Origin of the sequence: Asticcacaulis endophyticus, from assembly GCF_014652575.1 — a bacterium.
In the GTDB taxonomy this organism is placed as follows: Bacteria; Pseudomonadota; Alphaproteobacteria; order Caulobacterales; family Caulobacteraceae; genus Asticcacaulis; species Asticcacaulis endophyticus.
On the sequence record NZ_BMZB01000003.1, the window covers coordinates 26,045 to 49,938 of the forward strand.

Here is a 23,894-nt window from a genome sequence, read left to right on the forward strand (position 1 = left end):
CCATTTTTGTATAATAAACTGATTTTCATGGTTAAATTATTTTTCTGAACGCTTGTGGACTTATGATTTGTCTGTAATCATCCTGACCAAAAGGTGAGGGCGGAATGCATAAACTGAAAGTCGTCATTGTCGGGGGCGGAACATCGGGCTGGATGTGTGCGGCGGCCTTTGCCGGTGTCACGCGCCGGGAGCAGGTCGAGGTGCAACTGATCGAATCTGATGAGATCGGCACGGTCGGGGTCGGTGAGGCGACCTTGCCTCACATCAAGGATTTCAACGACTATATCGGCATCAATGAGGCCGAGTTTATGCGTAAGACCCAAGCCACGATCAAGCTAGGCATCGAGTTTGTCGACTGGGGTAAGATCGGCAACCGCTATTTCCACCCGTTCGGAAAGTTCGGCGCGCCGATGGGGGCGACCGACTTTTTCCAGATGTGGCTGCGGGCCCGGGCTGAGGGCCTTGAGACGCCGCTTGAGGATTTTTGTTACGCCATAGTGGCCTCAAAGCAAAACCGGTTTGAATTTCCGTCGCGCGATGGCAATTCGGTCAAGGCGTCCTATGCCTATGCCTACCATTTCGATGCGTTTCTGTATGCGCGGTTCCTGCGGGAGTTTTCAGAAGCGCGCGGCATTGTGCGCATCGAGGGCAAAATCACCGATGTGACGCTTAATCAGCATAGTGGTGATATCCGGTCGGTGACCTTGGCGTCAGGCGAGGTGGTCACGGGCGATCTGTTTATCGACTGTTCGGGGTTCAGGGGGCTGCTGATTTCCGGTGCGCTTAAGGTCGGTTATGAGGACTGGACGGGGTGGCTGCCGTGTGATCGGGCGGTGGCGGTGCCTTGTGACCGAACCACAAACGAGATTACACCCTACACCCGCTCGACGGCGCGGGCTGCCGGCTGGCAATGGCGTATCCCGCTCCAGCACCGCACCGGCAATGGTTATGTCTATTCCAGCCGGTTTATCTCGGACGATGAGGCCGCAGCTACACTAATGGCCAATCTGGACGGGGCCGCGCAGGCCGATCCGCGCCCCTTGCGCTTTACCGCGGGGCGGCGGGATAAGTGCTGGCATAAGAACTGTGTGACCATCGGTCTGGCCAGCGGATTCTTGGAGCCGCTGGAATCGACCAGCATCTATCTGGTGCAGATGGCGATTACCTTCCTGTTGCGCCTGTTGCCCCGCGACCGCGTGATCGATCAGACTCTGGAAGATGAGTTTAACCGCCTGATCGATGTCGAATATGAGCGGGTGCGTGACTTCCTGATCCTGCACTATCATGCCAATACCCGCACCGACGCGCCGATGTGGCAATACTGCCGGGACATGGACATCCCCGACAGTCTGCGTGACAAGATCGCCCGCTTTAAGCACCGCGGCTATATCCATGCCTATGCCGACGGTCTGTTTGCGCCGCCAAGTTGGCAGGCGGTGTTCTTTGGTCAGGATATAACGCCGGAGCGCTATGATGCGCTGGCTGAGGCTATGGACCGCGAGGCGCTGATGACGCGGATGACGGATCTGCGCACGCTGATCCGTGAGGGCGTGGCCACCATGCCGGGTCATGATGACTTTATCCGCAGCTATTGTGATGCCGGTAAGGCGATGGAGGCCGTGAGATGATTGCGTCGCCTGTGCCGCCTAAGCGGGTCGTTATCGTCGGCAGTGATATCGATGCCTGGCTGAGTGCCAATACGGTGCTTCGGGCGTTAGCGACCCACGGCGTTGAGGTCAGTGTGGTCGAGACCCGCTCGAACCTGACGCCTTCGGATGTGTGCGAGGCCCTGCCGGAGTTTCGTAAATTCATGCGGCTGCTGAACCTGCCCGAAGCGGCGGTACTGCAATCGGGAGCCGGAGCGTTCAGTCTGGGGCAGCGCTTTGCCAATTTTTCGGGCAAGGGCGCGTTCATGAACGCTTATGGACCAACGGGGCCCGTTTCCTTAAGCACCAATTTCGTGCAGCATTGGGTGCGGGCGCGGCAGATGGGTCTGCCCGCTGAGTATGAAACCTTCAACCTCACCGCTATGGCGGCCCAGACCGGACATTTGCTAATGCCTGCGCGGGCAGTGGCGGGCACGGCGCCGAGTGAATACGGCTATCATCTGATGGCGGCCGGATTGGCTTCGTTTCTGAAAGCCGCTGCCATGCGCCGTGGGGCCACGGTCTATGCCGGTGAGCATTTTGGGCTGAAACGGGCGCAAGACGGGGCTATCTCAGCGGTTTTGGCCAGCGATGGCACGGTCATCGAAGGGGATCTGTTTATCGACGCGACGGGCGCGCAGGGGCGGTTAATCGGCGCGCTTGAGACGGCGGATTTGGAAAGCTGGCGCGATCTTTACCCATGCAACCGGCTGCTGACGGCGGCGACGGGTGTGTTCCGGCCCTTGCCGCTCTATGCTCAGGTGTCGGCCAGCCGTCATGGCTGGTGGGGGCTGTACCCGCAACGAAGCCAGACCACGCTTCAGATGGCCTTTGATGGCGAACGGCTGAGTGATTATGAGGCGCTTGAGGCCGCCCGCAGCCTGTCGGGGCAGGCCCTGTCGGGGGCTACGGTGCGGGACATGGCGCAGGGTATGCGCCCGCAGCCGTGGGTGAAAAACTGTCTGGCGGTGGGTGAAGCGGCGGCACGGTTTGACCCGCTGGACGCAGCACCGCTACAGTCCCTTCAGATCGCGCTCAGTCATCTGGTGGCGCTCTATCCGGTGACGGCAGACATGGCGATTGAGCGCGAAATCTATAATGAAACCGTGTCCGATCATTACCGCCGCCTGCGTGATTATCAGTTGGTGCGCTATAGGCTTAACCGGCGTTTTGACGATCCGCTGTGGGACAGGGCGCGTGTCATGACGACACCCGACGCCCTGGCCTATAAGCTTAAGGTGTTTGAAGCGCGCGGCCTGATGGTGCGTTATGATCATGAAAGTTTCAATGAGGATAGCTGGCAGATGCTGGTTATCGGTCATGGCCTGATCCCGAAGTCCTATGATCCGCAGATCGACCATGCCGATGACGCCGCCACGATCCGCACCTTCCAGAACCATCTGGCATCCATCAAGCAGCAGATCGGCATTATGACGCCCCACGAAGAGGCGCTGATGGCGGTGGTGCAGGCTACCGCAACAGCATGATGGGGGTGCGTAAAACCGTTATTGTCGGCGGCGGAACCGCAGGCTGGATGGCGGCGGCGGCGATCGCGCGCGCCATTGGTACCGAACATCACGAGGTGTGCCTGATCGAGTCGGACGCGATTGGCACGGTTGGGGTGGGCGAGGCGACCATCCCGCCCATTCAGGATTTCAATGCCTTTCTGGGCATCGACGAAGACGACTTTATCCGTGAGACCAAGGCGACGTTCAAACTGGGGATCGAGTTCATCAACTGGCGTGCGCCGGGTCACGCCTATTTCCATCCGTTTGGCGTCTATGGCCGCGATTTCGACGGTATACCCTTTCAGCACTTTATGCTCAGGGGATTGAAGGACGGCGTGGCCGCAGACTATGGGCTTTATAATCTGGAGACGATGGCGGCGCGGGCGGGGACATTTGCGCGCGCCGCCAAAGGACAGGCTGTCGGTTATGCCTATCATTTCGATGCGGGCCTATATGCCAATTACCTGCGCCGCTATGCCGAGAGGCGCGGGGTTAAACGGATCGAAGGTGAAATTACCGATGTCGCGTTAAATCCCGATGACGGTTTTATCCGGTCGGTGACGCTGAAAAATGGCGCAGTGGTGACGGGCGATTTCTTTATCGACTGTTCCGGCTTTCGCGGGCTGCTGATCGAGCAGGCGCTGAAAGCCGGTTATGAGGACTGGTCGAAATGGCTGCCCGCTGACCGGGCGGTAGCGGTGCCGTGCGTGGCGCCTTCGGATCAGATTATACCCTATACCCGTTCAACGGCGCGCGACGCCGGATGGCAGTGGCGCATCCCGCTTCAACACCGGATCGGCAATGGCTATGTGTTCTCCAGCGCGTTTATCTCAGAAACGGCCGCGACCGACACCCTGATGGCCAATCTGGACGGTGATGCTTTGGCTGAGCCGCGGGTGCTGAAGTTTGTCACCGGCCGTAGGCGCCGAAGCTGGGTCAAAAACTGCGTGGCGTTGGGGCTATCGAGCGGGTTTCTTGAGCCGCTGGAATCGACCAGTATTCATCTGATCCATGCCGGTGTTATCCGGCTTTTGGGCATGTATCCCAAATCTGGTTTTGTGCCCGCTGCCATAGACCGTTTTAACCGGGAAATGGAAGTTGACTACACCACCGTCAAGGACTTCCTGATTGCGCACTATCATGTGACTGAGCGCGACGACACGCCGTTCTGGGCCTATTGCCGCAACTATGAGATCCCCGATAGCCTGAAAGCGCGACTGGAGCTTTACCAGTCGTGTGGGCAGGTCATGCCGACGGTGCTTGAGCTATTCAAGGACACCAACTGGTTTGCGATCCTGATGGGGCAGGGGCGGGTGCCCGATGATTATCACACCATCGCTGACCGACTGCCCGATGATGAACTGCGTCTGCGGCTGGATGAGGTCCGGCGGCATGTTGCGATGAGATTGGCGGATCTGCCGCGTCACGCCGACTACATTGCCAAAATCATCACTCCTTAAGGGCGGCCTTGGCGGTTTTGATCAGGCGGTGGTCTTCGGTATCCTGGGATATTTCCCACACCATGATGCCGGTGCCTTTATCAGCGGCCAGTTTGGCCTTTTTCTGTAGGGTTTCCAGACCATTATAGGTGATATATGAACATCCGCCGCAGCGTTTGCCGATCACATCGGCTTTGAGAATATCGTCACCATATCGGGCAATCAGGTCGCGCATCCCGCCGTAGCCGTCTTTGTATTCACCAAAACCGTAGCCATAAAACGGCACGCCCAGCACCAGCTTGTCTTTCGGGACACCGCGCGCGCGCCACAGATCCATATCGCGTTCGGCCTGAGACAGCGGCGAATGCTCGTCGCCCGCTGTCCCCCAGCTTGGGCCGATGGCATCATAGGCCATGACATTGACCAAATCGAAATAGGGGATCGACGATGCCGGAATCATGCCGCCTTCGTAGGAGGCCGTAGCACAGGTCAAAAGCTTACCACGCGCTTTAAGAGCTTCACTTAAAGCCTTGATAAAGGGCGTATAGTTTCCAGCCTTATCGATTTCGGTCAACAGCGTGCCTTCGATATCCACATCTAGGCCGTCAAGGCCATAGTCATCAACCAGCTTGATCAGATCAGCGACCACGACCTCAAGATTTTGCGGTTCCAGCATAATCCGCCAGTCGCCGGAACATTGCGGAATAATCCCGCCGCCCAGCGATACCAGCACCTTGGTACCCTTGGCGTGGGCCAGTGTCACCGCGGTGCGCAAAGCCTCACCGGTGACCTGGGCGCCGCCGCTGTCTGGCATGCAGGTCATGGCCCCGTTGATCGCCACAGCACCGGTCGGATCAGGATTGACGAACGACAGGTTGAGGTGAGTGTATTGGGTGAGGTCGCTGTTGGCCATGATCGGGCCCATGCCTTTGAAGGCCGGAACATAACCAATAACGACCGGAGCTTTGGGTTCCGCGATCGCGGGCTGGGTGGCCAGCAAAGTCGCGATCAGGATTGCATGATTGGTATTCATTGGTATTGTTTTATCCCCGATATTTATATCTGTGCTTGGTGGATGATGGCGTCAAAAGCTACACATTTGCAACATTCATTTTTTGAAAAATCGTCTAATTTAATATAATATATTGAAATTAATGCGTAAAAATGTGGGTGAGATGCGCGGAATAACAATGTGCAAAAAGAATATATCAAAATAAATACCAATATAGACCAAAAAATCATTTTTAGCTTGATATCAGCGTGAAAACGCGAAAGACTTCCCATCAGGCACGCCGCCGGACATGTCGGCGCGGTCTGATCTTAAAGGGCTTTCCTTCCCTCGGTAAGCCGACTTCCGGAGCGCGCCCGCTGTGGTATGGTCGCGGCGCGCTCCGTTTTTTACAGATTTGGGGCAACGGGAGCGGATCATGAAAACATGGCTATTGGCAGGGGTTGCGGCGGCGCTGATGAGTGGGGCGGCGTGGGCGCAAGCCGCGCCTGTGAAGCTGTCGCAAGGTGAGTTGGATCGCTTCGCGGCCGACCTTGGCTACCGCTACACCATTCAGGACAATAAACCGGCCTGCCCGCAGGGTGGCAATGGCTGTTTCCTGTCTGAAATTGAGGTGCGTGTGCCGCAAACCCTGCCGGATGATCTGGCGGCAGGGAAGTTCACGCTTTATGCCAGTTTCGTCACGCGGTTGTTGGGCATCGAGAGCGATCAGTTTGATCTCAAATTCATCAACGGCGATCTTTATACCCTGACGCCAAAGCCCGGTGTGAAGCTCAAGGGCGGACAAACGATCAGGATTAAGGTTTGGGGCGAAGGGCAGTTTTATTCGGCCTATTACCCTATGCCCAATGTCTATGCGGTGTCGGGCGGCCTGAAAGCGGCGACCATCGCGGCGACAAAGCCGGTTATCGATCCCGAAACCGGTCTTGAGAGTTTGGCGTTTGTGGCGCCGATGACGGATGAGGCGAAACTTGGCACCAAACACGCTGATGACCTGACCCGGTGGCTGACGCCGGAGCGGGCGTTTGCGCAGAACGCGGCGCGGACAGTGGTGCAGGCCAAGCCTGAAATCGTCATCCTGCCGACCCCGGCCAAGGTCACCTGGCTTAAAGGGGCCGCGGTGGATCTGTCCGGCGGGGTAACGCTCGCCCTCAAGGGGGTGGATCATAGCGCGGTTCAGGTCGCGTTAGATGGCGTTAAAGACGCCGGGGTGGCGGGCTTTACGTCCGGCCCGAAAGTGATGGTAAAAGTTGATGCCAAATCGGGTATCGCGGCGGAAGGTTATGGCTTAAGAGCTGAAAACGGAGCGATTACGATCACCGCTTCGGATGCCATAGGGGCGGCTTACGGCCTGACCTCGCTGGCCCAGCAGGCGGCCCACGACAAAGCCAAGCTCAAGCCCGTCCTGATCGAAGATTCCCCGCGTCTGCCGTTCCGCGGTCTGCATGTCGATGTGGCGCGTAACTTCCATTCTAAGGCGGAAATGCTGAAAATCATCGACCAGATGGCGGCATATAAGCTGAATAAGCTGCATTTCCATCTGGGCGAAGACGAAGGCTGGCGGGTTGAGATCAAGGCGCTGCCGGAACTGGCGACGGTCGGCGGCACGCGCTGCCATGATCCGAAGGAAGACACCTGCCTTTTGCCGCAACTGGGGGCCGGGCCGGACGCCGACACCCCGGTCAATGGCTACTACAGTCAGGTCGATTACATAGAAATCCTTATGGCCGCCAAGGCACGCCATATCGAGGTCATTCCGTCGTTCGATATGCCAGGCCATTCGCGCGCGGCGGTGCGCTCGATGGAGGCGCGTTATCGCCGCCTGATGGCTGAGGGCAAACCGGATGAGGCCAATCTTTACCGGCTGGTCGAACCCGAAGACACCACGGTTTACGACAGCATTCAGCACTATAACGATAATACGCTCAATGTCTGTATCCCCGCGACCTACCGCTTTCTCGACACGGTGATTGATGAGGTCGCGGCCATGCACGCCGCCGCCGGTGTGCCACTCAAAAAATACCATATCGGCGCCGATGAAACGGCAGGGGCGTGGTCTCAGTCACCCGCCTGTCAAAAGCTGATGGCGACGGAAAAGCTGGAGCCCAAACAACTATCGGCCTATTTTATCGAAAAGGTCTCAAACCGTTTGGCCGAACGCGGTATCGAAGCGGCCGGCTGGAGCGACGGCATGGGCCATACCGATGCCGCCAAAATGCCCAAGGCCGTTCAGTCCAATATCTGGAGCGGCCTGTTTACGGGGGCGGCGGCTGAGGCCCATAACCACGCCAATCGCGGCTGGGATGTGGTGATTTCAATCCCCGACACCTTCTATTTCGATATCCCCCAAAGTGTTGATCCGATGGAGCGAGGCTACGACTGGCCGTCACGCGTGACCGATACTTATGAGGTGTTTGGCTTTATCCCGGAAAATATCCCGGCCAATGCCTCGTGGCTCAAGACTATTAGGCACCAACCCGGCAAGATCGACGATACGACCCCGCTTAAGGCCGGTTTGAAATTCAAGGGCCTGCAAGGGCAGTTGTGGTCGGAAACTGTGCGCAGTGATGCCCAGGTCGATTATATGCTGTTTCCGCGCGTGCTGGGTCTGGCCGAGCGTGCGTGGCACAAGTCAGCGTGGGAACCGGCCTATAAGGCGGGCGAAACCTACACCTATGATGACGGCAAGGTTGATCGGGTAGCCCAAGCCAAAGACTGGCAGACCTTTCGCGATAAGATGCCGGTGCATTTGGCAGCCCTTGAGGCTGCCGGTGTCGAATACAGGATCGCGCCACCGGGCGCGCGGATCGTGGATGGCAAGCTGGAGGTCAACACCGAGTTCGCCCATCCGGTTGAATACCGTCTGGCAGGTGGGCAATGGCAGAGCTACACCGGGCCGGTCGCGGTTACGGGGGCGGTCGAAGTCCGGGCGCGGACGTTTGACGGCAAACGCGCCGGGCGCTCATCCAAGGTGGGGGAATAATATGCGTATAGTGATTGCCATTGCCGCCCTAATGGCTGGCACGGCTCAGGCTGAGGCACCTGCGGGTTACAAGTTGGTCTGGGCCGATGAGTTCACGGCGGACGGTTTGCCCGATCCGGCCAACTGGAGCGATGACACCCATGCCAATAAGAGCGGCTGGTATAATAATGAACTTCAGTACTATTCGGCTAACCGCCCTGAAAATGCCCGTCAGGACGGTGGCAAGCTGATCATCACCGCTCGTAAGGAACAGCTTAAAGACATGGCTGACTATGGCGGCCAAGCCTATTCATCAGCGCGATTGATTTCAAAGGGCAAGCGTGCCTTTACCTATGGCTTCTTTGATATCCGCGCCAGGATGCCGTGCGGCAAAGGCACTTGGCCCGCGATCTGGATGTTGGGGGAAACCGCGGGCTGGCCTGATGGCGGCGAAATCGACATCATGGAGCATGTGGGCAAAGACCCTGAGACTATTCACGGCACCGTTCATAACCGTTCGACCGCCGGTACGTTCGGCAAAGGCAGCAGTATTCACATGCCGGATGCCTGCTCGGCCTTTCATGATTACCAGATCGAATGGACGGCCGATAAAATCGACTTCTTCGTTGATGGCCGCAAATACCACACTTACAAAAATGAAGGCACTGGTGCTGCCCAGTGGCCGTTCGCTAAAGCGCAGTATTTGTTGCTCAACCTGGCGATTGGTGGCGCTATGGCCGGAGAGGTCGATGACGCGGTCTTGCCGGCAGAATTTCACATCGACTATGTGCGGGTGTATCAGAAACCCAACTAAGCCCGCGTGACGAACATATTGGCAGTCAGGCGGCCCTGAACGGGATCAGCGGACAGCCTCAAAGGGTCAACTATGGCTGAGTGCAGCAGGTTGGAATTATAGATGACCAGCCGGTTATACTGCGCCTCGACCTTGCCTATCATCGTGAAATCGGCATCCGAACCCTCAAAATAACGGCGCGGGCGGGCCTCAAACCGGGGCAGGCCAGCGCTTATGTGGCGGTTGTAGCCATCGGCACCGGCAGGCGTCAGGGTTTCGAGCCCGCTGACATTATGGCGATAAAAGCCGGTGGCACCGTGTTCAGGCCCGCACAGATAGACCAGCACCGCTAGGGCCTCACTATCGGCCACGTCATAGTGCGGGATGGTCTGCATCGGATGTAGGTCGCCGGGGGCGTCGGTAACCAGCCCAAAATAACCGCTGCCACTGATAGGGGCGCCCATCGGCAGGCCATAGGCTTTGTCGAGCAGAGGGCGCACACCAGCCACAATGATATTGGCCAGTTCAGGCGGCAGTAGGGCGTTCAGGCCGGGATAGAGCGTCGTCGGGCGTTGAAACTCAGCCACATGGGCCGCGTCCACCAGCACTTGCGGATTCAGCAGGGCGTCATCAATCACCACAATGCGCGACCGACTGCGGCCAACCTCCAGCTTTTGCGGGCGGGCATTTCGGTTGAGGCGCAGGGTCATAGAACGGGAGCCTCTACGGGAAATATAGCGTCGCCAATCGACACGTTGCCCGCAACAATCACCCGTGCGGTGATGCCGCCGTGGCCGCGCACGGCGTTATATCCGCCTTCGCCAAAGGTCTCTTCCATGCGTGAACAGGGATGGCAGTCGCCGGTCATTTTGAGCACTGCACTTCCCAGCCGGAACTCGCGGTCCTTGAGCGCCAGCAGGTTCAGGCCCGACACGACAATATTGCGGCGCAGGTCTTCGGGCGTGATCTGATCGCGCCCCAGAAAACCGGCGATGGCCATCAGATGCTCGCTCTGGATAAGCGTCACATGGCGGTTGCCGGTGGTTTTGCTGAGATAGCGGTCACCAACAATGCCGTCCTGTGGGTTCAGTTCGATCCAGTCAGGTGTCAGCATAGCCGCGAGTCGGGCCGGACGGATGCCAATCCATTCTACACGACCGGGGCGCACCGGGGACTGCATCAGTTGCGCCAGAGGGGAGGCCGGATTGAGCGCCATTTAGGCAGTAATTTCCGCATTGATGGCGCTTTGCAACCGTTCGTCATCGGCGGTGACATCGGGTGAAAAGCGGCCCTTGACCTGACCGTCACGGCCGACCAGGAATTTCTCGAAATTCCATAAAACTTCGCCGGGGGCGGGCGAGGCCAGGCCATAGGATTGCAGCTTGGCCTTCATGATCTCATCGCCGGTGGTGACGGGGGCGGTCTCGGTCAGGGCGGCATAGAGCGGGTGCTGATCCTCACCCTTGACGCTTAACTTTGCAAACATCGGAAAGGTCACATCAAAGGTCAGCGAGCAGAAACTGGCGATCTCATCCTCGCTGCCCGGTTCCTGGCCCATGAAGTTATTGGCCGGAAAACCCAGCACGACCAGCCCGTCATCCTTGCGGGCACGGTACAGCGCCTCAAGACCCTCATATTGCGGGGTCAGGCCACATTTAGACGCGACATTGACCAGCAGCAACACCTTGCCCGCATAATCGTTGAGCGTGGCCGGTGCACCATCGATGGTGGTGAGCGGAATATTAGCAATGTCGGTCATACGCGTCCTTACAGTTTATCAAATACCGACCCCATGCGCGGGCTGAACAGGCGCTCATAGGTCTTCATGAGGTGGCCATCGGTCATGCCTGAAATGTGGTCGCATATGATGCGTTTGTCACCCCCTGAAGCCGCAAATTTCTCATAAGCATCAGTGGGTAAAAAGGCCTTCGGGTCGCTTTCAAAGGTTTCAAACACGGCCACGACCATGTTCTGGCCTTTGAATTCCAGATGCTGAACCTGCGGGCTTTTGATAACCTTATCGAACACGATGTCCTTGAGCGCCTTGAGGAAATGGTGCTGCACTCCGGTCATGCCTGCCCGGTAGCGCAGCAGGGGCTCATCAAACAGGCCGTTATCGTCTAGGCGGACATTGGCCATAAGGAACCGCACCAGAATACTGATGAACATCTTACGGGTGTTAGAATCCGAAAATAAGCTATGGACAAAGTGTTCATAGACATCGTTGCCGCACTTGTCCGGGTATTTTTCGTTGAGGTAATTCAGGAACACCGCGCAGTCAGGCTCGCTCACCGCGCGCCTGAAATCGCCTTCCCGGATCAGTCCCAAGGCGATCGCATCCTCAAAATCATGGACGCCGTAAGCGATGTCGTCGGCAATATCCATGATCGAGCAATCAAGCGATTTGTGGCGCGTTCGGGCGTGCTTTCCGTATTTAATATCAAAGGCTTGAAATTGATTGCGATCGGCAATTGGTAGTGGTGATAGCACCCACTCAACGACTTGCGTTTCGCAATCCAAATAAGATTTGGGCGGCTCAGACGCATGGCGATCAATAATGCGGATGGCTGATGGGCCGTCCTTTATGATCGGGACAATTTCAGGACTGCGAGCGGAACTATAAGCCACCGGATATTTTAAAATCCCCAGCAGCGATCGCCGCGTCAGATTGGCGCCGTTGGCCTTCGAGAAGTTCTCTAGTTTGGTGAGTATCCGCAAGGTCTGGCCATTGCCTTCAAAGCCGCCGTCATTGCGCATGCAGTAATTCAGCGCCGTCTCCCCGCCATGTCCGAACGGCGGGTGGCCGAGGTCATGGGCAAACCCCAGGGTCTGCACCAGACTGATCGGCGGCAGGTGCGGGCAGGCGGGGTGGTCTTTGAAAAAGGTCTGAAACTGCCGCACAAGTCCGCCGGCGATTTGGGCGACCTCCAGCGAATGGGTCAGGCGCGTGCGGTAAAAATCACTGTCGCCAAGGTTAAGGATCTGGGTCTTGCCCTGTAGACGCCGGAATGAGGCCGAATGAATGATGCGGGCATAATCGACGTCAAAGGGCGAGCGGGCATCGTCGTCGGCCTTGCGCTCCGGTTTCTGCCGCGCTTCCCATACATCGTTCATGTCAATCTCCGTATCCATCAGACTTAAAACGATTCCCGGCTTGTACGGAAATGGCTATGGGGTATGAGACACCCATGTCCTTACCGCCGATTATATATAGCGACGATTATCTGGTTGTCGTCGATAAACCCGCAGGCCTGCTCAGTGTGCCGGGACGGGGTGAGGCCAATCAGGACTGTGTGGCGGTGCGCGTGCAAGCGGCGTTTCCTGATGCTCTGATCGTACACCGGCTGGATATGGCGACCTCCGGTCTGATGGTCATGGCGCGTGGCAAAGCGGCCCACCGCAGCCTGTCGATGGCGTTTGAGGCGCGTCAGGTTGATAAACGCTATGTGGCGGTGGTGGCCGGGCGCATGGCGGACGATGAAGGCGAGGTTAACTTGCCGCTGATCACCGACTGGCCTAACCGGCCGCGCCAGATGGTTGATCATGATATCGGCAAGCCCAGCCTGACGCGCTACCGCGTCCTTGAGCGCCTTAGCGACCGGACACGGGTGGAGCTTGAGCCCATAACTGGGCGCTCGCACCAGTTGCGCGTCCACATGATGGCGATTGGTCATTCTATTGTCGGTGATGAGTTTTATGCCTCAGATGAGGTGCGCGCCTTGAGTGCGCGTCTGCTGTTGCATGCGCAGTTTTTGCGGCTACCGCACCCAGACACGCAACAGCCTGTGGATTATTTCTCTGAGGTCAAGTTTTAGGGCGCGGCGGCCCTTAAACCCCGCTCCGGTCATGCCTATATGGCATCTGTAACCCGAACAATAAGGACATTCCCATGAGCACCGCCAAAGGCTATGCCGCCCTTGCGCCGAAAGCCCCGTTGCAAGCGTTTTCGTTCGAGCGCCGCGAACCTAATGATGACGATGTGGTTATCGATATTCAATTCTGCGGCGTTTGCCATTCTGACATTCACCAGGTCCGCGACGAATGGTTCCCCGGCATCTATCCGCAGGTCCCTGGCCATGAAGTCGTCGGCGTTGTGACCAAGGTTGGCGCCAAGGTCAGCAAGTTCAAGGAAGGCGACCGCGTCGGTGTCGGCTGTTTTGTCGATTCCTGCGTCCACTGCCAGACGCGCGATGAGAATGCTGAGCAATACCTGCCCGGCCTGACCCAGACCTATAACGACCGTGACGCCAGCGGCCAGCCGACCTACGGCGGCTATTCCGACCATATTGTCGTCAAGGAAGGCTATGTCCTGTCGGTGCCGGACAACCTCCCGCTTGATGGCGCAGCACCCTTGCTGTGCGCTGGTATCACCCTGTGGTCGCCGCTTAAGCACTGGAACGCTGGGCCGGGCAAGAAGGTCGCTATTATCGGCCTGGGCGGTCTTGGCCATATGGGCGTGAAGCTGGCCCATGCGCTGGGGGCAGAGGTTACCGTCCTTAGTCAGTCGATGGCGAAGAAGGACGACGCCCTGCGTCTGGGGGCCGATCATTATTATCCGACCAATGACCCGAAAACTTTTGAGGCTCTGGCGGGTACGTTCGACTTGATCATCAACACCGTCTCGGCCCCGATCGACTGGAATGCTTATCTGAGCCTGGTCAAGGTCGATGGCACCATGGTGCTCGTGGGTGTGCCAGATAACCCTGTGCCGGTCAGCGCCTTTGCTCTGATCGCCGGTCGTAAGTCACTGGCCGGTTCGATGATCGGCTCGATCAAGGAAACGCAGGAAATGCTCGATTTCTGTGGTGAGCACAATATCGTTTCCGACATCGAAGTGATTGATATCAAAGATATCAATGCCGCCTATGAGCGGGTGATCAAATCCGATGTCCGCTATCGTTTCGTTATCGATATGGCGACGCTCAAAGGCTAAAGATTTAAAGGCCCCGTCAGTCTGGCGGGGCCTTTTTTCTTGACCTTCGGATAAGAGTCACGGTGTTCTAACGTGCAAATTTGCGGAGGTGGCCGTGGCTGATATCGCCCTTGATGAGCAATGGAAATCTCCTCTGGATGCAGAGTTTTCGGCCCCTTATATGCAGGCGCTGAAAACCTTCCTGACGACTGAGAAGGCGGCGGGCAAACGGATATTCCCCAAGGGTTCGGAATATTTCGCAGCCCTCAATCTCACCCCGCTGGATCAGGTGCGGGTAGTGATTTTGGGGCAGGACCCCTACCACGGCGAAGGGCAGGCGCATGGCCTGTCATTTTCGGTGCGTCCGGGCGTAAAAACGCCGCCATCACTGGTCAATATTTATAAGGAACTACAGGCCGATCTCGGCATCCCACCCGCTCGTCATGGGTTTCTGGAGCATTGGGCGAAGCAGGGCGTGCTGCTGCTGAATGCGGTGCTGACGGTTGAGATGGCGCAGGCCGCCTCCCATCAGGGCAAGGGATGGGAAAAGTTCACAGACGCCGTCATCCGGGCAGTCAATGACCTGCCGCATCCGGTGGTGTTCATTCTGTGGGGGGCATATGCACAGAAAAAAGCGGCCTTTGTGAACGCCGAAAAGCATCTGGTGATCAAATCGGCCCACCCGTCGCCACTGTCGGCCCACAACGGTTTTTTAGGCTCAAAGCCGTTTTCAAAAACCAATGATTTTCTTAATTCAAAAGGCCTCAACCCCATCGATTGGCAATTGCCAAACCTATAAAAGCCAAACCCAGCCAACAGGTCGCCCTGATGCTGGGTTTTTCGATTTTAATTCCGCGCAAAGTACACTGAGCGTAGCGAAGGACTTTTCGCGGAGGCTTACAATGCGTTGGCGGCTGATAGTATGGCCTTTACCGACGCCGTGGCCGTATCGGAATCGATACCAACCCCAAACACCTTGCGGTCATCGGGCGTTTTACACTCGACATAGGCGACGGCCTTGGCGTCCGTGCCTTTGTAAAGCGCATGTTCGTGGAAATCGACGACTTCGAGGCCCAGCCCATAGCTGTCGTTTAGCGCATTGACTGCCGAGGATATCAATCCGTTGCCACGACCATTGACCGGCACTTCGACCCCGTCATGACGAATACGACCGGCAAACAGGCGCTCTCCGCCCGTCCGCAAAATACCAGAATCCGCATATTCGAGCAGTTCATATTTTTGTTCGCCGTTCAGGTGGTAAGCCCCTTCAAACGCATGCCAGATGTCTTCGGCGTGCATTTCCTTGCCCGTCGCATCGGCGATTTCCTGAATCTTGCGGGAGAAATCGACCTGAAACCGACGCGGCAGTTTCAAGCCCTTATCCTGCTCCAGTATCCAGGCGATGCCGCCCTTACCCGACTGGGAATTGACGCGAATAACCGCTTCATAGCTTTCGCCCAGATCGGCCGGATCAATCGGCAGATAGGGCATTTCCCAGATACCGTCATTGCGCTGTTCGTGGGCGGCAAAGCCTTTGCGGATGGCGTCCTGGTGCGATCCCGAAAAGGCCGTGAACACCAGTTCACCGGCATAGGGGTGGCGCGGATGGACGGGCAGGGCGTTGCAGTACTCGACTGTGCGCACAACCGAACGGATATCGGAGAAATCAAGGTTTGGCGTGATGCCCTGCGTATAGAGATTCAGCGCCAGGGTCACCAGATCGACATTGCCGGTACGCTCACCATTGCCGAACAGGCAGCCTTCGATCCGGTCAGCACCCGCCAGCAGCGACAATTCGGCGGCGGCGATGCCGGTGCCGCGGTCATTATGCGGGTGGATTGAGATAATAGCCGAATCCCGGCGCGACAACTTGCGACAGAAATACTCGATCTGATCGGCATAGAGGTTGGGCATGGAGACCTCAACCGTGGCCGGCAGGTTCAGGATCACCGGGTTTTCCTGCGTGGCCCCAAACACGTCCATGACGCGCTCACAGACCTCAACCGCGAAATCAAGTTCCGTGGCCGAAAACGTCTCCGGTGAATATTCAAACATCCACTTGGTGTCAGGCTGTTTGGCGGCCTCAGCCATGATGGCGGTAGCGCCCTTGACGGCCAAAGCGATCACATCGGCCTTTTCCAGACCGAACACGACCCGCCGGAACAAAGGCGAGGTGGCGTTATACAGGTGAACGATCGCCTGTTTGGCACCTTTCAGCGACTCAAAGGTGCGCGCAATCAGATCTTCGCGCGACTGCACCAACACCTGAACGGCGACATCATCAGGGATATGGCTGCCTTCGATCAGTTTGCGCACAAAATCGAACTCGATCTGTGACGCGGACGGAAAGCCGACCTCGACTTCTTTCAGGCCGACTTCCATCAGCTTGTTCCAGAAGCGCATCTTCTTTTCGACGTCCATCGGATCGGCCAGAGCCTGATTGCCGTCGCGCAGGTCAGTCGACAACCAGCGCGGGGCGGCAGTGATGGATTTAGACGGCCATGTCCGGTCGGACATATCGACGCCCAGGTCAAACGGGCGGTATTTATCGGCGGGATTTTTTAACATCATAGGGGTGGTACACCACAAAATACGGATAGATCAAAACATGTGACAACGGCGATGGTTCCAGCCGTCGGGGCGCCGTCAGTCCCGACAGCGGCCCATAAGTCGCATAATGAGCGCCGCCTGTGCGCAGGCACCGGCAATATTCGCACATGTCTTAGACGTTTGATCCGTCGCCATAAATTACACCCGTAACGACCTCAGCACCAGTCAATTCCTGAACCGGAATTATGCTGAATCTTTGGGCGCACCCTATCTCACACCCATCCCGCAAGGTCAATGAAGAACGAGGAACGATCAGAGGTAGGGCTTAAGGGCAGCCGCCAGCGCCGGGATGTTTTCAACCGTAAGACCTGCGATATTAATACGACCGGAACCGGCCATATAGATACCGTGGTCTTCGCGCAAGGATGTGACCTGATCCGGCGACAGCGGCAGAAGCGAGAACATGCCGGTTTGGGCCGCCATAGGCGCCAGTCGCGGATGGGCGGCAGCCAGCAGCATTCGCAGTTCCACCAGACGGCCTTGAGTTTCGGCCAGTTCGTCCTTCCAGATCTGGGTCAGTTCGGCATCCTGTAAGATAGTGCGCACAATCGCCCCACCATGATCGGGCGGCATCGACCAGTGGGTGCGCGCAATCACCAAAATATTGCCAAGTACGCGCTGAGTCAGACTTTCCGTCGCCGCCAGCGCATAGATCGCGCCGACCCGTTCGCGGTAAAGGCCGAAATTCTTATCGCACGAATAGGCGATCAGGGCATTAGGTACAGCGGCCAGCAAGGCGCGCATGGCCTTCGCATCGTCTTCAAGGCCGTTGCCCAGCCCCTGATAGGCCAGATCAATGATCGGCAGCAGACCGCGCTCAAGGATGAAATCGCCCAAAACCTGCCATTGAGCCGCCGTGAATTCAGCCCCCGCCGGATTGTGACAGCAGCCATGCAGCAGAACCGCATCACCGGCCCGCGCCGCCATCAAGGCCGCCATCATCTCATCGAACCGGACGGTTTGGGTCGTCTTATCAAAGAACGGATGCTCAATGACATCAACGCCCGCAGACTTAAAAATCGGACCGTGGTTGGGCCAGGTCGGCGTGCCGACAAAGACGCGCGAACCGGTCAGTTTCAACAGTTCCGCAATCAGTTTTAGTGCGCCGGTGCCGCCGGGGGTTTGTACCCCAATCAGGCGTTTTGATGTGGCTAACGCTTCGCCAAACGCCAGAGGCTTTAACAACTCCACATAGACCGGGTCGCCTTCCGGCCCCAGATAGGACTTGGAGGTTTGTTCGGTCAGCAGGCGTTGCTCGGCGATCTTAACGGCGGCCATGACCGGCGTTTGCCCATCAGCATTGCGATAGACGCCTACGCCCAGATCGATCTTATTGGCGCGCGGATCGCTGCGGTACATACCGATCAGGGCCAGCAGTCCATCGGCGGGCTGATCCTTGAGGGCGGCAAACGGGTCGCGCTGGGCGGTGGCGGCATCGGTCATGTAACAGGTATCCGGTGAAACTTTTCGCCGGGTGTTTAGCATATGGTGTCAACGGAAACTATTCAAAAAGGCATCCATTGCGGAATAGAATTACCTTTCGTCTTTGATGCGCCGCCTGATGATAAATTTACTGTCACGCGGGCGGACTATGGTTTAGCGTTTTAGTCTCACATTCACCGAAACAGGAAAGGTCATCCCATGTTACGCACGGCTACGGCAAAATGGAGCGGCGACGGCGCCACGGGGCAGGGCGGTCTGACGACCCAGAGCGGGGTATTCACCGATCAGCCCTATTCGTTCAAACTGCGCTTTGAAAACACCGACGGCAAGGCGGGGACTAACCCTGAAGAACTGATCGCGGCGGCTCATTCGGGCTGTTTCACGATGGCTTTGGCGTTTGCTTTGGGGAAGGCGGGCTTTACGGCTGACCATATGTCGACCGATGCCGAAGTCGACCTTCAGCAGGCCGATGGCGGGTTTGCCATTGCGGGTATCAAGCTGAAACTGAAAGCCACCATCCCCGGCATTTCTGATGAACAGTTTCAGGAAGTGGCCGCCGGTGCCAAGGCTAATTGCCCGATCTCAAAAGCCTTATCGGCAGTGCCGATCACGCTTGAGGCCGTGCTGGCATAATTTAAGCGCGATTTTGTCGCCTTTTTACCAGTCAGCGCGCAATTTACGGCCATTTACGGGTGCGTTTCAAAAAAGCGCTTGCCTTGGTTTCACATGTTATCGGATAGAGGCCTTTGATAGTTTTTTCAAAGGCCTTTTCCGTTCATGACCTACGGTTTTCACAATATCCAGAGCCTGATCGGCATTGCCGTCATGTTGTTTGCCTGCTGGGTATTGTCGGAGAATAAACGAAAGTTTCCCTTTGTGCTGACCATCGGCGCGATCGGCGTTCAGGTCGGGCTGATCCTGCTGTTTTTTGGCGTGCCACAGGCTCAAATTGTGCTGGATGCCGTCAATTCAGCCGTGGATGGTCTGGCGCTGGCTACCCGTCAGGGCACACAGTTCGTGTTCGGCTATCTGGGTGGTGGTAATCAGCCCTATCAGGTCGTCAATCAGGGCGGATTGTTCGTTTTTGCCTTTGAAGTTTTACCGCTCATTCTGGTGATTTCGGCCCTGTCGGCGCTATTATGGCACTGGCATATCCTGAAATGGATCACACAGGCATTCGGATTCCTGTTCCAAAAGACGATGGGGCTGGGCGGGGCATCGGCGCTGGCGGTAGCGACCAACATCTTTTTGGGCATGATCGAAAGCCCAATTGTCATTAAGGCGTATCTGTCGAAGTTATCACGCTCCGAAGTGTTCATGATGATGGTGGTGGGGCTGGCGACGGTTGCGGGTTCAACCATGGTCGCCTATGCGCTGATCCTGCGGGATGTACTGCCTAATGCCGCCGGACATGTGCTGGTGGCGTCGATCCTGTCTGCACCGGCAGGTGTCTTGCTGTCGCGTGTGATCGTGCCGGAAAAAGAAGGCGAGGGCGGCTATTACGCCGATTACGATAGCTCGCTCAAATACGATTCCGCCATCGACGCCATCGTTAAGGGCACCAGCGACGGCCTGATGGTGGTGATGAATATCTCCGCCATCCTGATCGTGTTTGTGGCCTTGGTGTCGCTGGTCAATGTCATGCTGTCGGGCCTGCCGCTGGTCGGCGGTGAAGCGGTAACGCTTGAGCGTATCTTAGGGATCGCTTTCTCCCCTCTGGCTTGGCTGATCGGCGTGCCATGGGAAGAGGCGCAAAAGGCAGGGTGGATTTTGGGGGTGAAACTAACCCTGACCGAGTTCGTGGCCTTCCTTAAGCTGGGGGCCATTCCGGCGACCGAAATGAGCGAGCGTACGCGGATGCTGCTGACCTATGCCATCTGCGGCTTTGCCAATATCGGTTCCGTCGGGATTACGGTCACGGGCCTGAGTGTACTTATGCCCGAACGTCGCGAAGAGGTACTTAGCCTTGTGTGGAAAGCGTTGTTCGCGGGCTTTGTCGCCACCTGTCTGACAGCTGCGGTGGTAGGTGCGCTACCGTCAAACCTGTTCGCGCGGTAGTTTTTTAGGTCGCGCAATTTATCCAAAAACCGCTTCACACTTTTTGGATTGCGCTTGCTAGAACTTTCTGATTACACCTGAAAAGGCAATGATCGGCTTATCGCCGACGTGCAGCATACCGCGCGCGAATATGGTTGTGCGGCCTGAGCGAACGACTTCGCCGGTGGCAATGACAATATCGCCAACATTGCCGGGGTTTAAGAACTGCGAATCCAGTTGCATGGTCACCCCGCGCGAGCCTTCGAGGTCACCCACGGCAAAGGCAAACAGCGCCGTATCAGCCAGCGACAACATAGACCCGCCGTGCATAATGCCGCCGCCATTCATATGGCGCTCATCGACTTTCATGGCGACGCGCATATGGCCAGCGTCATCGAACTGATAATAAAACGGCCCGATCAGCTTGACATAGGGGTCTTGTTTAGGCGACAGGAACCAGCCCTTGAATTCGCCGTCTTCAATCATTACCGGTTCAAGACTTAAATTATCGGCCACGGGCTTACTCCTGCACATCGGACTTATGTTATGTCGCTATCCATAGAAGATGCTATTTTCGACCTGCTATCGAAGGCGCCGCCGGGGGAAAGTATCAATCCCAACCAGGTGGCTCAGGCTGTAGACCCGGAAATGTGGCGTCGTCAACTGCCTAAAGTGCGCACCACCGTGGTCGGCCTCGCACGGCAGGGCAAGATTGAGGTTTTGCGTAAGGGCAAGCCTGCTGATCCGAATACGTTCAAGGGTATTTACCGGCTGCGGTTGCCGATTGAGGGTGAATAAGGTTACCCCCTCTGATCTAAACGCGAGCGTTTAAATCAGCTCCCCCTGCAACAGGGGGAGTTCTTAAAAAGCTAAAACACCGAGACCAGCTTTGGCTCCAGCCGGACATGGACGGTTTGCCCGACCGTGTAGGGCCTAAGCGATGACACATGGGCGTGGGCCTCGTCGCCATTCGGCGCTTTAAGCACAAGATCGCAATAGGCGCCGTGATAACGATAGGCGGTGACTAAAACCTCTGACGTCAGATCGGTCGCCGCATCCTCAACCACAAAGGCTTCGGGGCGGATGCACAGGGTCAGCTTGATCGCCGCCGGACCCTTGGCCGGAATGCTGCCGAATCCGGACGTGATATGATCGCCCATATGCTTACCGGGCACCAGATTGGTTTCCCCCAATAACCGTGCCGCCACTAGTGAGGCCGGATTGAAGTAGCACTCTTCGGGCGTGCCGGTCTGGATGATCTTGCCTTCGTTCATCAGCGCTAGGGCATGGCCCATGCTGAGGGCTTCTTCGGCGTCGTGGGTGACCATGATGGCGGTGGTGCCGGTGGTTTCCAGAATATTGAGCGTGGCTTCGCGCACCTCGGATTTCAGGTGGGCATCAAGGCCGGAAAACGGCTCATCCAGCAGAATCAACCGTGGATGACGGGCGAGGGCGCGCGCCAGTGCGATGCGTTGCTGCTCCCCGCCGGACAACGACGAAGGGTAGAGTTTGGCTTTGTCGCTGAGGCGGACTGTGGCCAGCAGACTATTGATGCGCTCATCGCGTTCAGCCACGCTTAAATGCTTAAGTCCAAAGCCGATATTGTCGCGCACGCTCAGGTGCGGAAACAGGGCGTAGTCTTGAAACACAAAGCCCATATCGCGCTTTTCCGGCGGCACATGGATGCCCTTGCCCGACAGAACGACACCATTTGCAGCGATAGTGCCGCCTTCGATGGTTTCAAGGCCAGATATCAACCGCAACAGGGTCGATTTCCCGCAGCCCGATGGCCCCAGAAGGCAGGTAATCTCGCCCTCGTTCAAGCTAAGCGACACCCCATCGACCGCCTTATGGCCGCCAAAGGCGCGTTTGACATCGGTAATTTCCAGCAGGGCAGGCATGATTTATTTGTTTCCGGTACGCGAAGCATCAATGCGTAAAGACAGGTATAGGGATGGAATGAGCGATACCGCAAGGATCAACAGGCTGGGCCAGGCCGCCTGTGACAATCTTTCATCACTGGCGTAGCGGTCGGCCAGCACGGCCAGGCTTTCCAACTGGAAGGGTCGCAGGATCAGGGTGGCGGGCAGTTCCTTGGCGATATCGACAAACACCAACAGTGCCGCGGCCATGAATGTGCCACGAACCAGCGGCAATTCCACGCGCCGGATGGCTTGCGTCTTTGTGGCCCCAAGGGTACGGCTGGCCAAGGCGAGATTGGGCTGGATGCGGGTAAGGCCGGCCTTGATCGGCTCAAACGCGGACGCCATCAGGCGGGCGGCATAGGCGATCAAAAGCAGGGCGATGCCGATCCAAAAGCTGTTCTGAATGGCAAAACCTTGCCACAGGATCGCGGCAGGCACCAATAGCCCGATGGCCATGACAGCGCCAGGCGTGGCGTAGCCGATGCTCATCAGATTGGAAATGGCGCGGCTTTTTCTAAACCCAAAGGCCACTAGAGTAGCAAGCACAAGGGTGATGGCCGCACCCGCTATACTCAGGCCCAATGTGCTGACGGCGGCGTCCAGCAGGCGCTGAACGTCGGGAGATGTTTTGATGGCGCGGTAGATCAGCCACGCTACGGGGATGACAACCCCAAACGCCAGCAGCAGCGCACAATAGACCGTTGCCAGCCATTGCTTGGGGCGGCTCAAGGGCAGGGCGTTTAACTCACGCCAACGTGCCGAGGCCGCCGAATAGCTACGGTTATGGCGCTGGGTGCGCTCGATCAGCAGCAAAAACGCCGTCGCCCCGATCAGGCACAGGGCCAGACGCGCCGCCAGTTCGGTAGAGCCAAACACCGACCACGCCCGCACGACGCCGGTGGTCAGGGTCTGCACCCCTAAGAAGTTGACCGCGCCATAATCAGCCAGACATTCCATGATCACCAGCGCCATGCCGGCGATCAGGGCCGGTCGGCATATGGGCAGCGACAGGCGCAGGAAGATGTCGTTGGACCTTACGCCCAACATCCGTGCCGTTTCAATCGCGCAGACAGACTGGTTTAAAAAAGCAGTTTTAAGTGTCAGATAAATATAGGGGAAATAGGCGAAACTTAAGACGAAAACCGCGCCATAAAAATTGCGCATATTGAGCGGGACATCATAACCCAGCACACCATAAAGCCAGGCCCGAAACGGTGAGGCGACATCCAGAAAATCGCTCCAGCCGTAGGCCAGCACAAAGGCCGGACAGGCCAGTGGCAGCACCAGTGCCCACGAAAAGAAGCGACGGCCCGGAAACTCATGCATGGCCACAAGCCATGCGGCGACCGTACCCAGCGCAACCGTAATGACAGCCACCCATGTCACAAGCGCGGCACTGGTCAGGGTATAGCGCATGACAGGAAAATCGGGCAGGTTAAGCGATTGTCCCGATTCAAACGCCTTATAAACTACAGCCAAAATGGGCAACAGGGTCACGCAGACCGCAAGGACCGCACCTGCCTTAAAGGCCGCACCGCTCCAGTCGGTGCGCTCAGGGCGCCCGGACGTAGAAACCGGAGAAGGTGCGGCAGCGTCAGGCATGGAGGGGG

General features: G+C 57.3%; 21 protein-coding genes. 11 read left to right on the forward strand and 10 right to left on the reverse strand.

Annotated features, from left to right (window positions below; translation table 11 throughout):
• Positions 1-104 precede the first annotated feature (104 nt).
• The 3 genes from IE102_RS11135 to IE102_RS11145 are packed head-to-tail and all read left to right on the forward strand — an operon-like array spanning position 105 to position 4,614.
• Positions 105-1,628: a tryptophan halogenase family protein gene (locus IE102_RS11135; RefSeq protein WP_189486616.1), complete on the forward strand. Its 1,524-nt coding sequence runs from the start codon at positions 105-107 to the stop codon at positions 1,626-1,628.
• Positions 1,625-3,133: a tryptophan 7-halogenase gene (locus tag IE102_RS11140; protein ID WP_189486618.1), complete on the forward strand. Its 1,509-nt coding sequence runs from the start codon at positions 1,625-1,627 to the stop codon at positions 3,131-3,133. The genes IE102_RS11135 and IE102_RS11140 overlap by 4 nt, the downstream gene beginning before the upstream one ends.
• Entirely contained in the window at positions 3,130-4,614 is a 1,485-nt protein-coding gene (locus IE102_RS11145) for a tryptophan halogenase family protein (protein ID WP_229807716.1), read from the forward strand. The genes IE102_RS11140 and IE102_RS11145 overlap by 4 nt, the downstream gene beginning before the upstream one ends.
• Here the strand turns inward: IE102_RS11145 and IE102_RS11150 are convergent.
• Complete coding sequence (locus IE102_RS11150; protein ID WP_189486620.1) at positions 4,604-5,626, reverse strand: glycosyl hydrolase family 18 protein; 1,023 nt, start codon at positions 5,624-5,626, stop codon at positions 4,604-4,606. The genes IE102_RS11145 and IE102_RS11150 overlap by 11 nt on opposite strands.
• Positions 5,627-6,020: 394 nt before the next feature.
• Here IE102_RS11150 and IE102_RS11155 point away from each other — a divergent pair, with 394 nt between their 5' ends.
• On the forward strand, positions 6,021-8,585 hold the full coding sequence (locus IE102_RS11155; protein WP_189486622.1) for a beta-N-acetylhexosaminidase: 2,565 nt from the start codon (positions 6,021-6,023) through the stop codon (positions 8,583-8,585).
• Between the two features lies 1 nt (position 8,586).
• Entirely contained in the window at positions 8,587-9,378 is a 792-nt protein-coding gene (locus tag IE102_RS11160) for a glycoside hydrolase family 16 protein (RefSeq protein ID WP_189486625.1), read from the forward strand.
• On the opposite strand, the gene IE102_RS11165 is transcribed toward IE102_RS11160, so the two are convergent.
• From IE102_RS11165 to IE102_RS11180, 4 genes are read right to left on the reverse strand one after another with little or no spacing between them, the layout of a single operon-like run.
• On the reverse strand, positions 9,375-10,067 hold the full coding sequence (locus IE102_RS11165) for a DUF6445 family protein (protein WP_189486627.1): 693 nt from the start codon (positions 10,065-10,067) through the stop codon (positions 9,375-9,377). The genes IE102_RS11160 and IE102_RS11165 overlap by 4 nt on opposite strands.
• The gene (locus tag IE102_RS11170) at positions 10,064-10,573 is read right to left on the reverse strand and encodes an MOSC domain-containing protein (protein ID WP_189486629.1); all 510 of its coding nucleotides are present in this window, start codon (positions 10,571-10,573) and stop codon (positions 10,064-10,066) included. Before IE102_RS11170 ends, IE102_RS11165 begins: the two co-directional genes overlap by 4 nt.
• Positions 10,574-11,116 carry a glutathione peroxidase gene (locus IE102_RS11175; RefSeq protein WP_189486631.1) on the reverse strand — a complete coding sequence of 181 codons (543 nt, stop codon included), beginning with the start codon at positions 11,114-11,116 and terminating at the stop codon, positions 10,574-10,576.
• Positions 11,117-11,124: 8 nt separating this feature from the next.
• Positions 11,125-12,471 carry an anti-phage deoxyguanosine triphosphatase gene (locus tag IE102_RS11180; protein ID WP_189486633.1) on the reverse strand — a complete coding sequence of 449 codons (1,347 nt, stop codon included), beginning with the start codon at positions 12,469-12,471 and terminating at the stop codon, positions 11,125-11,127.
• A 74-nt stretch (positions 12,472-12,545) separates the two neighbouring features.
• Between IE102_RS11180 and IE102_RS11185 the strand changes: the two genes are divergently transcribed.
• From IE102_RS11185 to ung, 3 genes are all read left to right on the forward strand, one after another.
• Positions 12,546-13,172: an RluA family pseudouridine synthase gene (locus tag IE102_RS11185; protein WP_229807717.1), complete on the forward strand. Its 627-nt coding sequence runs from the start codon at positions 12,546-12,548 to the stop codon at positions 13,170-13,172.
• A gap of 74 nt (positions 13,173-13,246) precedes the next feature.
• Positions 13,247-14,290, forward strand: a complete 1,044-nt coding sequence (locus tag IE102_RS11190) for an NAD(P)-dependent alcohol dehydrogenase (RefSeq protein WP_189486637.1) — start codon at positions 13,247-13,249, stop codon at positions 14,288-14,290.
• A gap of 94 nt (positions 14,291-14,384) precedes the next feature.
• Positions 14,385-15,068 carry a uracil-DNA glycosylase gene (gene ung / locus IE102_RS11195; RefSeq protein WP_189486639.1) on the forward strand — a complete coding sequence of 228 codons (684 nt, stop codon included), beginning with the start codon at positions 14,385-14,387 and terminating at the stop codon, positions 15,066-15,068.
• A gap of 98 nt (positions 15,069-15,166) precedes the next feature.
• Here ung and leuA read toward each other — a convergent pair whose 3' ends face one another.
• Together leuA and IE102_RS11205 are read right to left on the reverse strand one after the other, a co-directional pair.
• A complete protein-coding gene (leuA, locus tag IE102_RS11200) occupies positions 15,167-16,840 on the reverse strand; it encodes a 2-isopropylmalate synthase (RefSeq protein ID WP_229807718.1) in 1,674 nt (557 codons plus the stop codon).
• Positions 16,841-17,131: 291 nt separating this feature from the next.
• On the reverse strand, positions 17,132-18,322 hold the full coding sequence (locus IE102_RS11205; RefSeq protein ID WP_189486641.1) for an amino acid aminotransferase: 1,191 nt from the start codon (positions 18,320-18,322) through the stop codon (positions 17,132-17,134).
• Between the two features lie 198 nt (positions 18,323-18,520).
• Here IE102_RS11205 and IE102_RS11210 point away from each other — a divergent pair, with 198 nt between their 5' ends.
• Entirely contained in the window at positions 18,521-18,955 is a 435-nt protein-coding gene (locus IE102_RS11210) for an OsmC family protein (protein WP_189486643.1), read from the forward strand.
• Between the two features lie 144 nt (positions 18,956-19,099).
• The gene (locus tag IE102_RS11215) at positions 19,100-20,380 is read left to right on the forward strand and encodes a NupC/NupG family nucleoside CNT transporter (protein WP_189486645.1); all 1,281 of its coding nucleotides are present in this window, start codon (positions 19,100-19,102) and stop codon (positions 20,378-20,380) included.
• 57 nt (positions 20,381-20,437) lie between these two features.
• On the opposite strand, the gene IE102_RS11220 is transcribed toward IE102_RS11215, so the two are convergent.
• Positions 20,438-20,875 carry a PaaI family thioesterase gene (locus IE102_RS11220; RefSeq protein WP_229807719.1) on the reverse strand — a complete coding sequence of 146 codons (438 nt, stop codon included), beginning with the start codon at positions 20,873-20,875 and terminating at the stop codon, positions 20,438-20,440.
• Between the two features lie 30 nt (positions 20,876-20,905).
• On the opposite strand from IE102_RS11220, the gene IE102_RS11225 reads away from it, so the two are divergent.
• Entirely contained in the window at positions 20,906-21,157 is a 252-nt protein-coding gene (locus tag IE102_RS11225) for a DUF3253 domain-containing protein (protein ID WP_189486648.1), read from the forward strand.
• A gap of 71 nt (positions 21,158-21,228) precedes the next feature.
• Here IE102_RS11225 and IE102_RS11230 read toward each other — a convergent pair whose 3' ends face one another.
• Positions 21,229-22,260 carry an ABC transporter ATP-binding protein gene (locus tag IE102_RS11230; protein WP_189486650.1) on the reverse strand — a complete coding sequence of 344 codons (1,032 nt, stop codon included), beginning with the start codon at positions 22,258-22,260 and terminating at the stop codon, positions 21,229-21,231.
• 3 nt (positions 22,261-22,263) lie between these two features.
• Complete coding sequence (locus IE102_RS11235) at positions 22,264-23,886, reverse strand: ABC transporter permease (protein ID WP_189486652.1); 1,623 nt, start codon at positions 23,884-23,886, stop codon at positions 22,264-22,266.
• Positions 23,887-23,894 lie beyond the last annotated feature (8 nt).